Here is an 11,969-nt window from a genome sequence, read left to right as displayed (position 1 = left end):
CCTGCTGCTGAATAAATCCGGGAAACATTGGCGCTGCAACGCTCCAATTTCTCTGTCGCAAAATGCAGCCGGCACCCCCGGCTGCTTTTTTTTGCCTGTGCCCTGTAACATCCCCGGCAGATGAATCCGTCTACCCCAGCCATCGTCACCCAGGCGGCCGTGCGCCGCCTACCCCGTTTCGCACTCTTCCTGTTTTGCGCGGCCTACATCCTGCCCGGATTTCTGGGCCGGGAGCCCTGGAAAAATGCCGATGTGACGGCTTTTGGCGTGATGCTGGAGATGGCGACCGGCCAAGGCGATTGGTGGCACCCACAAGTGCTGGGTGTGCTCGCCGACGAAGCGGGCCAACTTCCGTACTGGCTGGGTGCGGTTTTTATCCAGCTGCTGCCTTTTCTCAGCGCCGAGCTGGCGGCCCGCATTCCCTTTGGCTTGCTGCTGGCCGCCACCATGGCGTGCACCTGGTACACGGTGTACCACCTGGCACGGCAACCCGATGCCCAACCGGTGGCCTTTGCATTTGGTGGAGAGGCTCACCCCACCGACTACGCACGCGCTTTGGCCGACGCCAGTCTGCTGGCCTTGGTCGCCTGTCTGGGCTTGGCCCAGCTTTCGCACGAAACCACGCCCGATCTGGCACGCCTCGCACTGGCTTCGGCCACCTTGTATGCGGCTTCGCGCCTGACCCACGCCGACGTGCAACACCCTGCTCGCAGCGTCGTGCTGTGGGGCCTGGCCACCTTGGGTTTGGTGCTCAGTGGCGCGCCGTGGATCACCCTCACCTTGGGCACGGGACTGCTGTTCGGCGCATGGGTTGCTCGGCGCAAGCCGTCGGAGGCCGCCCCCAACACGCCGTCGGGACAAGGGCTGAGCCACGCCTGGCTGCGCGACCCCTTGCTCTGGTGCGCTGTTGTGTTGGCTGCGGTGTTGGCGGTCGTCGCGCTGACCGGCGGTTTTTACCGCCCAGACTGGGATCTCTCCCTGGGTGGTGCTGACGGCAAGGCCTGGCTGCGCCTGCTGGTCTGGTTTGCCTGGCCCGCTTGGCCGTTGGCCATGTGGACCGTGTGGCGCTGGCGCCATCAGCTGCTGCGACCGCATTTGTTGCTGCCGCTCTGGGCGGTGCTGGTGAGCGTGGTGGACAGCGCGATGCCGCAAGACCAGGACCGTGCGCTGCTGCTGGCGCTGCCCGCGCTCAGCGCGCTGGCGGCCTTTGCGCTGCCCACGCTGCGCCGCTCCGTGTCGGCGTTGATCGACTGGTTCACCTTGTTGTTCTTCTCCGGCTGTGCCATCGTGATCTGGGTGGTCTGGTTCGCCATGCAAACCGGCGTGCCCGCCAAACCAGCGGCCAACGTGGCCAAACTGGCGCCCGGATTTGTTCCCGAGTTTTCTGTTTGGCTGTTTGCGTTCGGCGCACTGGCCACGGCGGCCTGGATTTGGCTGGTGGCTTGGCGGGTGGGCCAACACCGCCAGGCCATCTGGAAGAGCCTGGTATTGCCGGCAGCGGGCAGCACGCTGTGCTGGCTGTTGTTGATGACCTTGTGGTTGCCTCTGCTGGACTTTGGTCGCAGTTACGGCCCGATTTCGCGGCGGATTGCCAGCATGGTCCCCGCCAACGCCTGTCTGCTGGCCGATGGTCTCAGCCAGGCCCAGATCGCGGCGCTTCAATACCATGCGAAGCTTCAAGTGGTGCGAACGGAACCCGCGCCCCAAGAACGCTGCCTGGCCATGGTGGTCACGCCCAGCCACCAGCCCACCCTAGACCAGAGGGTGAAACTCACCGACTGGGCTCACAAGGCCACGGTGAGCCGCCTGACGGACAACAAAGAGCGCCTGTTGTTGTACCAGCGCGTGGGTGACTGAGATCGCCAACCAGCGGTGGGACCCGAACGACGGGCTCTACCGCAAACGCAGACGCTGAAGTACCGGCGCTTTAGCGCGCGCGCACCCGCGATGCAGGCAATGCCATGTGGAACGTCGAACCCTCACCCAAGCTGCTCTCCACCTGAATCTGGCCGCCGTGCCGCTGCGCCACGTGCTTGACGATGGCCAGACCCAGGCCGGTGCCACCGGTTTCGCGCGACCGGCTGCGGTCCACGCGGTAAAACCGCTCGGTCAATCTGGGCAGGTGTTCGGCGGCGATGCCCGGCCCACTGTCGGCCACCGAAAAAACGCCGCGCCCGTCTGACTGCAGGTGCCAACCCGCGCGGATCTGCCCACCACCCGGCGTGTAACGCACCGCGTTGCTCAACAGGTTGGACATCGCGCTGAGCAACTCGCTCTTGGCACCCGATACCCAGAAGGCGGGCGCTTCGTCGATTTCGATCACATGTGCCGGGCGCGCGATGGCCTGCGACAGACCCCGCGCCTCCTGGACCACATGGGTGAGCAGCTCCTGGCTGTCTATCCATTCGCCTGCGCCCGGCGACGGGCTGCCTTCAAGTCGGGACAAGGTCAGCAGATCGCTGACCAGGGTTTGCATGCGCTGGGCTTGCTGGCTCATCAGACCCAGGTAGCGTGTTCGGTCCGACTCGTCCAGCGGGATGCTTTGCATGGTTTCCACAAAGCCGCTGAGCACCGTCAGCGGCGTGCGGATTTCGTGCGACACGTTGGCCACAAAGTCGCGGCGCATGGTGTCGGCCAGTTGCACAGCGGTCACGTCCCGGGACAGCAGCAGCTTCTTCTTTTTGCCGTAGGGATGTATCTGGAGCGAGATTTTGGTCGGCTGCGACGGTTTGGGGCCGGGGCCGTCGATCTGGATTTCGTGGTTGTAGTCACCGCTGGCCATGTAGGCGGTGAACACCGGGGAACGCACCATGTTGCGCACATACTGCCCCAGATCGCGCTGCGGATCGAAACCCAGGTGTTCGGCGGCGGTCAGGTTCGACCATTCGATACGCCCCAAGGCGTCCAGCAGCACCACGCCGTTGGGCGATGCCTGGATCGCGGCGAGAAAATCTTCCAGACGGGCATCGCTGCTCTGGGCCTTTTTCTCCAGCTTCTTGAGAATCTTGCGGTTGCGGTCGATCAGATCGCCCCAGACCCCGGAGAGGTTGGGGGTTCGCGTCACGTCGGCCTTGTTCAGCCAGCGCAGCATGTGGCGCGCGCGCAAACCGTCAAAAATGCTCCAGACCACGGCGCCCAGCAAAGCACCGGCCAGGGTCCAGTTGGCCGCAGCGCTGTACCAACCCCAGACCGCCCCCAGAAAGACCAGCAGCAGCAGCTCGACCAGCCGCCGGATCATGTGTGGCTGGTCTGCAAACCTTGCGCCGGTCGCACCGCGCTGTTCATGGCCGTCAAACGGTAACCGGCACCGCGCACGGTCTCGATCATCGCAGCGGCTTCGCCCAAAGATTCCCTCAAACGCTTCACATGCACATCCACGGTTCGCTCCTCGATAAAGACATGGTCACCCCAAATCTTGTCGAGCAGCGTACCACGGGTGTGCACGCGTTCTGCGTGCTTCATGAGGTAGTGGAGCAATTTGAACTCGGTGGGTCCCACCTTGAGTTCCTGTCCCTTGAACGTGATGCGGTAGGTCCCGGCATCGAGCGACAAATCGGCCACCTGAACCGAGTCGTTCACGATTTCCGGCGCGCGGCGGCGCAGCACCGCCCGGATGCGGGCCAGCAGTTCCTGGGTCGAAAAAGGCTTGGTGATGTAGTCGTCGGCGCCCGCATCCAGCCCCTGCACCTTGTCCGATTCGTCGCTTCTGGCGGTCAGCATCAGAATGGGAACCGTCTTGGTTCGCTCGTTCTTGCGCCACTGGCGGGCCAGCGACGCCCCGCTCTCGCCGGGCAACATCCAGTCCAGCAGAATCACGTCCGGCAAAACCGCATCGACCTCGCGCTGGGCAGCCAGACCGTCAAACACCACCGTGGGGGCAAACCCGTTGTGGCGCAGATTGACCGCAATCAACTCGGCAATGGATGGCTCGTCCTCGACCACCAGAACGCGGGGCAGCTTTTTCATCCGACGACCGACTCCACATGGGACATAGGGGTGTGGCGCACGTCTTCACCTTTGACGATGTAGATGATGGATTCAGCGATGTTCTTGGCGTGGTCCCCGATGCGCTCGATCGACTTCGCCAGAAACAGCAAGTCCAGGCTGGGCGAAATGGTGCGGGGGTCTTCCATCATGTAGGTGATGAGTTTACGCAAGAACCCGTTGTACTCGTTGTCGATGGCGTTGTCTTCTTTGATGATGTCCAGCGCCACATTGATATCCAGCCGCGCGAACGCGTCCAGCGATTTGCGCAACAAGGTGGCAGCCATGTCGGCGGCGATGCGCAGCTCGGAACTCGGCAGCGAACGCGGAGACCCGCTTTCGATGATCGATTTGACGCGGCGTGCGATCTTGGTGATTTCGTCCCCTGCCCGCTCCAGGTTGGCCGTGGTGCGGCCAATGGCCATCAGAAAGCGCAGGTCGCGCGCCGTGGGCTGGCGCCGTCCGATGGTGGAGGTGATGCCGTAGTCGATGTCCATTTCCATCTGGTTCACGCGCGCTTCGGCTGCGATCACCTGATCGGCAGACTCGTCGCTCATGTGGGTCAGAGCATAAACGGCCTGGTGCAGCTGGGATTCCACCAGACCGCCCATTTCCATGACCTGGGTGGAAATGGTGTTCAGCTCCGCGTCGAACTGGCTCGAAATGTGTTTGTCGCTCATGATCAGCCAAACCTCCCTGTGATGTAGTCTTCCGTTTCACTGCGCTTGGGCTTGAAGAACAGTTGTTCTGTCGCGCCAAACTCAATCATGTCACCCAAGTACATGTAGGCGGTGTAGTCGCTGCAACGCGCCGCCTGCTGCATGTTGTGTGTGACGATGGCAATCGTGTAATCGTTCTTCAGCTCGTTGATCAGCTCTTCGATTTTGGCGGTCGAGATGGGATCAAGAGCCGAGGTGGGTTCGTCCAGCAGCAGCACCGAAGGCTTCACCGCCACGCTGCGCGCAATGCACAAACGTTGCTGCTGACCACCGGACAGCGACAGGCCGCTCTGGTTGAGTTTGTCTTTGACCTCGTCCCACAGCGCCGCCTTGCGCAGCGACCATTCCACCCGGTCGCTCATCTCGCCATTGGAGAGCTTTTCATACAGACGCACACCAAAGGCGATGTTGTCGTAGATCGACATGGGGAACGGCGTGGGCTTCTGGAACACCATGCCGATGCGCGAGCGCAGCAGGTTCACGTCCTGGTTGGGCGACAAGATGTTGTTGCCGTAGAAAAGAATATCGCCCTCCGCGCGTTGTCCTGGGTACAGGGAATACATGCGGTTGAGGGTGCGCAGCAAGGTGGATTTGCCGCAGCCGGACGGGCCGATGAAGGCGGTCACCTTCTTTTCGGCAATGTCCATGTTGATGTTCTTCAACCCCTGGAACTTGCCGTAGTAAAAATTCAGGTTGCGGATCTTCAGCGCGCTGGGCAATCCCGCTTTTTCGATTTCGGTCATCTCTTCGCTCATTACTGCTGTCATTTCGGGACCTCGGTGGTTGAATGGGTTTAGGCCTTGGCGTCTTCGCGGAACAGCACACGTGCCACGATGTTGATCACCAATACCGTCAATGTGATGAGCAAGGCGCCGCCCCAGGCCAGAGACACCCAGTCTTCGTAGGGACTCATGGCGAACTGGTAAATCACGACCGGCAGACTGGCCATGGGCGAGCCCATGTCGGAGGTCATGAACTGGTTGCTCAAGGCGGTGAACAGCAAGGGTGCGGTTTCACCGCTGATGCGGGCGATCGCCAGCAAGATGCCTGTGACCACGCCGCTGCGGGCGGCGCGCAGCACCACGGTGATCGAGATGCGCCACTTGGGCGCCCCCAGGCCGGCAGCGGCTTCGCGCAGCGGCGTCGGCACCAGTTGCAGCATGTTCTCGGTGGTGCGCACCACCACCGGCAGCGCAATCAAGGACAAAGCCAGTGAACCGGCCCAGCCCGAGAACACGCCAGTGGGTGCCACCACCAGGGCGTACACGAACAAGCCGATCACGATGGAAGGCGCCGACAACATGATGTCGGTGACGAAGCGGGTGAGCGCCGCGAACTTGCTGCCAGCACCGTATTCCGACAGATAAATGCCCGCCAGAATGCCCACTGGCGTGGTCACCAAGGTGCAGGAGATCACCATCAACATGCTGCCCCAGATCGCATTGGCCAGACCGCCGCCGGGCGTGCCCGGCGCGGGCGTGGATTGGGTGAACATGTTCAGATCCAGTGCGCCAACGCCTTTGTACAGCAGCACGCCGAGGATCCAGAACAGCGCCAACAAGCCGGCCACCATGGCCATCATCGACAGCGTCAGGCCGATCTTGTTGTTGCGCACGCGCCCGCTGTAGAGCGGGGAAACGGTAATTTGTTTGTTCATGGGTTGTGGCCTTCAGGTTTTCTTGCCTTGGGATTTTTCCATCCGCAACAGCATCAGCTTGGCGGCAGAAAGCACCACGAACGTGATGAGGAACAGCACCAGGCCCAAGGCGAAGAGCGAGGAAACGTGCAGCTCGCTATCGGCCTCTGCGAACTCGTTGGCCAAGGTGGATGCGATGGAGTTGCCCAAACCGAACAGCGAGGGGCTGAGCTTGTGTGCATTGCCGATCACAAAGGTCACGGCCATGGTCTCGCCCAGCGCGCGACCCAGGCCCAGCATCACACCGCCAATGACACCGGTACGGGTATAGGGCAGTACCACCTTGGTGACCACCTCCCAGGTGGTGCAGCCCAGGCCATAGGCGGATTCTTTCAGCACCGAGGGCACGATCAGGAACACGTCGCGCATCACCGAGGCGATAAAGGGCAACACCATGATCGCGAGAATCAGGCCCGCCGTCAGAATGCCCAGGCCGATCTGCGCGCCGGAGAACAGCACACCGATCACAGGCAGCTTGCCCAATGTGGCCGACAAAATGGGCTGCCCATATTCGGCGAACAAAGGCGCAAAAATGAAGAGACCGAACATGCCGTAAATGATGGATGGCACACCGGCCAGCAGTTCGATACAAATGCCCAGTGGTCGGCGCATCCACACCGGGCAGGTTTCGGTCAGAAACAAGGCGATGCCAAAACTCAAAGGCACCGCGATCACCAACGCGATCACGGCGGAGACCACGGTGCCAAAGATGGCAATGGCCGCACCGAACTCGTCGTTGACGATGTCCCATTCCACCCGTGTCAGAAAGCCCGGGCCAAACTGCTCGAACGCTGGCATCGACTGGATGAACAGCGAAACGATGATGCCCGCGAGCACCAGCAACACGGTGAAAGCAAAGAGCAGCGTAAACTTGTGGAACAGCGCGTCTTGAAAACGCTGGCGGCGGGCAAAGCCTTGCCGCTGCGCGTCATCGGGCTCTGCCGGGGTGGCGGGAAGGTTTGTCATCATGGGGGGTTCAATGGTGTGCATGTGCAGCAAACCTCACGTTAACCGCCCGTCTGTCGGGCCGAGACGGGCACGGCGGCAAGCCGCCATGCCCACGTCAACACGATCAGTTTTTGATCTGGGTCCAGACCGACTTGCGGATGTAGTCCGTGGCCACCGAAGGCATGGCCACATAGTCCAACTCGTCGGCCAGCTTGCCGCCGCTCTTGAATGCCCAGTCGAAGAACGCCAGCGACTCTTTGGACTTGGTGGCGTCGGTGGGCTGCTTGTACATGAGGATGAACGAAGCCGTGGTGATGGGCCAGCTCATGGCGCCAGGCTGGTTGTTCAAGGACAAGGCCATGGCCGGCGCTTTGGACCAATCGGCGCCAGCAGCGGCGGCGGCAAAGGTGTCCGAATCCGGCTTCACGTACTTGCCGTCTTTGTTCCTGAGCATGATCACCGGCATTTTGTTGGACTTGGCGTACGCGTATTCCACGTAACCAATCGCACCCTTGATCTTTTGCACGTTGGCCGCCACACCGGCGTTGCCCTTGCCACCGACCGAGGTGTCGGCTGGCCATTTGACGGCTTTACCAGCGCCCACGGCCTTTTCGAAATCGCTAGACACTTCCGACAGATAGCCGGTGAAGGTGGCGGTGGTACCCGAGCCGTCGGCGCGGTGCGAAACCGTGATCACCTGGTCCGGCAAGTTCACGCCTGGGTTCAGACCGGTGATCTTGGCATCGTTCCATTTGGTGATCTTGCCCATGAAGATGTCGGCCAGCACCTCGCCCGTCAGCTTCAGCGACATGGAGGGAATGCCTTCGAGGTTGTAGATCGGCACAACACCACCGATGATGGCGGGGAACTGCACCATGCCGTCGGCATTCACGTCGGCTGCGGCCATCGGGTCGTCGGTCGCGCCGAAATCCACGGTCTTGGCTTTGATCTGCTTGATGCCACCGGACGAGCCGATGGACTGGTAGTTCACGGTCTTGCCGGTGGCGGCTTTGTAGGCTTCGGCCCACTTCGCGTAAATGGGGGCGGGGAACGAGGCGCCAGCGCCGGTGACGTCCTGAGCGAAAGCGGAAGAAGCGGCTGCGGCGGCAACGACAGCGGCAACAAAGGTCTTGGAAAAGTTCAGGTTCATGGGTGTCCTCACGGTTGACGAATGGGGTTGACCAGAAGGACTGTATGCATCCAATGTGACATCCTTGTGACAAACACATGGCGGCTTGCCACAAGCCGACCCCGTCGGTCCAAGCCCGCAAAACGTGGGGCGCACGGTACCCGACCACCGAAATGCAGCTCTTTTTGTATCCAGGCGTGTCAAAGACCCGTTTTTTGCTTGCGTACCCCCTGTAACCAGCACCTCACGCCTGCTTCACACAAGCCCGCGATAATCGATCCCTATGTTTCGCTCTATTCTGTGCCGGCAGGTTCTGGCCTCGGCACTCGCCTTCGGCGCCTGGTTGGTCCCGCCACCGGTCTCGGCCTCGCCGTTCGACCTGCCGCCCATCGACCGCATCGTCAACTACCAGCCCAAGCTGCCACTGCAGGTGTTCACCGCCGATGGCGTGGAAATCGCCCAGTTCGGCACCGAACGGCGCGAGTACCTGCCGCTGGCCCGCACGCCCAAACTGCTGCAAGACGCGGTACTGGCGATCGAGGACACGCGTTTTCGTGAGCACTCGGGTGTAGACCCCAAGGGCATGGCGCGCGCCGCGCTGGCCTTGATCACTGGCGGGCGCAAACAAGGCGCGTCCACCATCACCCAGCAGCTGGTGCGCACCATGTTGCTCACGCGCGAGTTCAGCGCCGAGCGCAAAGCCAAGGAGATCCTGCTCGCTTTCAAGGTGGAGGACGCGCTCTCGAAAGACCGCATTCTCGAGATCTACCTCAACGAGATCTTTTTGGGCCAACGGGCCTATGGTTTCGCAGCCGCCGCGCAAACCTACTTCGGCAAGCCGCTGGACAAACTCTCCCTGGCCGAGACCGCCATGCTGGCCGGCCTGCCACAAAACCCTTACTACGCCAACCCGATAGCGAACTTCGAACGGGCAACCAGGCGCCAGCACGTGGTGCTGGAGCGCATGCGGGCCACGGGCGTGATCGATCCGCAGCAACTGGCCGCTGCCCGTGCCGAGAAGCTGCAGCTGCGCACACCCGGTCAGCGCAGTGTGCACGCGGCCCACGTCGCCGAAATGGCCCGCCGCGCCGTGGTGGAGCGCTTTGGCACCGAGGCCTATTCCAGTGGCATACGCGTCACCACTTCCTTGTTGGCTGCCGACCAGCGGGCCGCCACCGAAGCGGTGCAGCGGGGTGTGCTGGCGTTCGAGCGCCGCGGCGCCTGGCGCGGCCCGGAAGCTGTTGAAACCCTGCCCAAGGGCGATGGCCCGGAATTGGAAAGCATCGCGTCAGAAGCGCTCAAAGCCTACCGAGACGACGATGTGTTGCGCGTGGGTATTGTGCTGTCGGCCAGCCCCAAGGCACTGCAGGTCCTGCTGGCCAGTGGTGAACGTGTGCGGGTCCAGGGCGAAGGCCTGCGCTGGGCGCAAGCTGCGCTGACCACCAAGGCCAAGGCGCCGCTCAAGCTGGAACGCGGCGCCGTTGTTCGGCTGACCGCGCAGGGCAAACAATGGGCGATCTCGCAGTGGCCACAAGCCGAAGCCGCGCTGGTCGCCATGGACACCCACACAGGGCGGGTGCGCGCGCTGGTGGGAGGTTTCGATTTCAGCCGCCAGCCCTTCAACCACGTGACCCAGGGTTGGCGCCAGCCGGGCTCCAGCTTCAAACCCCTGCTCTACTCGGCTGCGCTGGAAGAGCGTGTGATGCCCGCCACGCTGGTGGACGATTTGCCGTTCCGGGCTGCCAATGGCTGGAGCCCGAGCAATAGCCACGCAGGCGACCACAGTCCCATCTCGCTGCGCGAGGCCCTGACCAGTTCCAGCAACCTGGCCAGTGTGCGCGTGTTGCAGCACGTCGGCACCCAGCGCACCCGCGAGTGGGCATCGCGCTTCGGGCTGGACATGGCACGCCAGCCCAACGATCTGACGCTGGCACTGGGCACCGGCAGCGTCACGCCGCTACAAATGGTGCGGGCCTACGCGACCCTGGCCAACGGCGGCTGGCAGGTGCCGGCAGTGGTGGTCGAAAAAATCACCGACGCCCAGGGCAAGGTGTTGTTTGAGGCGCCCCCACCCCAGGCGCTGACCGACGACGTTCGCGCCATATCGGCGCGCAACGCATTTGTCATGAACAGCCTGCTCAACGACGTGGCGCGCACCGGCACCGGTGCGCAGGCGCAGGCCAAACTCAAGCGTGGCGATCTGTACGGGAAAACCGGTACCACCGACGACGCGGTGGATGCCTGGTTCGCGGGCTACCAGCCTGCGCTGGCCACCGTGGTCTGGATGGGCTACGACCAGCCGCGCAGCCTGGGTGCACGCGAATCGGGCAGCCGCGCCGCCTTGCCGATCTGGATCGATTACATGGGTGCGGCGCTCAAGGACACACCGGTGGCCGCGCCAGTCCCCGTGCCGCCCGGACTGGTGCGCGATGGTCAGGATTGGCTGTACAGCGAATGGCAATCCGGCGGCGCGGTGGCGCGCATTTCCGACGAGAGCGGCGTGGAATATGCCCCGCCACCGGGGGCCTTTGTGCAGGCCTTGCCCAGCTGGGCGCGCGAGCTCTTGCCCGAAGCACTGCAGCGCTGACGGGCGAATCGGCGCACGGTCCATTCGCCTGCGCACACAAAAAAGCCGATCATCCGGATCGGCTTTTTTTATTCTTGGGCTGACCGCTTCAGCCCGCGCAGATACGGGCCTTGGCTTCGGCGTACTCGCGCTTGAAGCGGGCCACCAATTCGGCAGCGGGCATCACTTTTTCAATGGCCCCAATGCCTTGGCCACAGCCCCAGATATCTTTCCAGGCTTTGGCCGCATTGGCGCCCTCGCCGGTTCCGAAATTCATTTTGCTGGGATCGCTTTCGGGCAGGTTATCCGGATCCATGCCTGCATTCTGAATGCTGCCTTTGAGGTAATTGCCGTGGATACCGGTGTAGAAATTGCTGTAGACGATGTCGTCCGAATTGCTCTTCGTGATCATCTCTTTGTAGCCCTCCACCGCCCGCGCTTCTTCTGTGGCAATGAAAGCCGAGCCAATGTAAGCAAAGTCAGCGCCCATGGCCTGGGCGGCCAGAATGGCGCCGCCGGAGGCGATGGCACCGGACAGCGCCACCGGACCATCAAACCACTCGCGGATTTCCTGCACCATGGCAAACGGGCTCTTCACGCTGGCGTGGCCACCGGCACCGGCGGCCACCGGAATCAGGCCATCGGCGCCTTTTTCAATCGCCTTGTGCGCAAACACGTTGTTGATCACATCGTGCAGCACCACCCCACCCCAGGCCTGCACGCCTTTGTTCACGTCTTCGCGCGCGCCCAGGCTGGTGATGATGATCGGCACCTTGTACTTTTCGCACAGTGCCATGTCCTGCTCCAGACGGTCGTTGCTCTTGTGCACGATCTGGTTGATGGCAAACGGTGCGGCCTTGTTGTCGGGATGGGCCTTGTCGTGTGCGGCCAGTGCCTCGGTGATCTCGGCCAGCCATTCGTCGAGCT

10 protein-coding genes are annotated in these 11,969 nt (G+C 62.5%); 2 read left to right on the top strand and 8 right to left on the bottom strand.

The genetic code is table 11. The features are described 5' to 3' along the window. Positions 1 to 120: 120 nt before the first annotated feature. Positions 121 to 1,857 (top strand): hypothetical protein, encoded by a 1,737-nt coding sequence (locus tag ABYB95_RS08510; protein WP_372658037.1) that lies wholly within the window; start codon positions 121 to 123, stop codon positions 1,855 to 1,857. 70 nt (positions 1,858 to 1,927) lie between these two features. Here the strand turns inward: ABYB95_RS08510 and phoR are convergent, their stop codons facing one another. The 7 genes from phoR to pstS all read right to left on the bottom strand — a co-directional run bounded on the left by phoR (position 1,928) and on the right by pstS (position 8,497). Continuing rightward, complete coding sequence (phoR, locus tag ABYB95_RS08505) at positions 1,928 to 3,238, bottom strand: phosphate regulon sensor histidine kinase PhoR (protein ID WP_372658036.1); 1,311 nt, start codon at positions 3,236 to 3,238, stop codon at positions 1,928 to 1,930. After that, positions 3,235 to 3,966, bottom strand: a complete 732-nt coding sequence (phoB, locus tag ABYB95_RS08500; RefSeq protein WP_372658035.1) for a phosphate regulon transcriptional regulator PhoB — start codon at positions 3,964 to 3,966, stop codon at positions 3,235 to 3,237. The genes phoR and phoB overlap by 4 nt, the downstream gene beginning before the upstream one ends. After that, complete coding sequence (gene phoU / locus ABYB95_RS08495) at positions 3,963 to 4,664, bottom strand: phosphate signaling complex protein PhoU (RefSeq protein ID WP_372658034.1); 702 nt, start codon at positions 4,662 to 4,664, stop codon at positions 3,963 to 3,965. Before phoU ends, phoB begins: the two co-directional genes overlap by 4 nt. 2 nt (positions 4,665 to 4,666) lie before the next feature. Continuing rightward, positions 4,667 to 5,446: a phosphate ABC transporter ATP-binding protein PstB gene (gene pstB / locus ABYB95_RS08490; RefSeq protein WP_372658039.1), complete on the bottom strand. Its 780-nt coding sequence runs from the start codon at positions 5,444 to 5,446 to the stop codon at positions 4,667 to 4,669. 50 nt (positions 5,447 to 5,496) lie between these two features. Further along, positions 5,497 to 6,360, bottom strand: a complete 864-nt coding sequence (gene pstA / locus ABYB95_RS08485; protein ID WP_372658033.1) for a phosphate ABC transporter permease PstA — start codon at positions 6,358 to 6,360, stop codon at positions 5,497 to 5,499. Positions 6,361 to 6,372: 12 nt separating this feature from the next. Next, positions 6,373 to 7,365, bottom strand: coding sequence for a phosphate ABC transporter permease subunit PstC (gene pstC / locus ABYB95_RS08480; RefSeq protein WP_372658038.1), 993 nt, complete (start codon positions 7,363 to 7,365; stop codon positions 6,373 to 6,375). Between the two features lie 106 nt (positions 7,366 to 7,471). Beyond that, positions 7,472 to 8,497 (bottom strand): phosphate ABC transporter substrate-binding protein PstS, encoded by a 1,026-nt coding sequence (gene pstS, locus ABYB95_RS08475; RefSeq protein ID WP_372658032.1) that lies wholly within the window; start codon positions 8,495 to 8,497, stop codon positions 7,472 to 7,474. A gap of 262 nt (positions 8,498 to 8,759) precedes the next feature. On the opposite strand from pstS, the gene ABYB95_RS08470 reads away from it, so the two are divergent. Beyond that, a complete protein-coding gene (locus ABYB95_RS08470; protein WP_372658031.1) occupies positions 8,760 to 11,063 on the top strand; it encodes a penicillin-binding protein 1A in 2,304 nt (767 codons plus the stop codon). Between the two features lie 88 nt (positions 11,064 to 11,151). On the opposite strand, the gene ABYB95_RS08465 is transcribed toward ABYB95_RS08470, so the two are convergent. Then, a partial coding sequence (locus tag ABYB95_RS08465; protein WP_372658030.1) for an NAD(P)H-dependent flavin oxidoreductase occupies positions 11,152 to 11,969 on the bottom strand: 818 nt, incomplete at its 5' end.

Source organism: Hydrogenophaga sp. (assembly GCF_041633695.1).
In the GTDB taxonomy this organism is placed as follows: Bacteria; Pseudomonadota; Gammaproteobacteria; order Burkholderiales; family Burkholderiaceae_C; genus Hydrogenophaga.
This window is presented reverse-complemented; position numbering and strand designations above follow the sequence as displayed.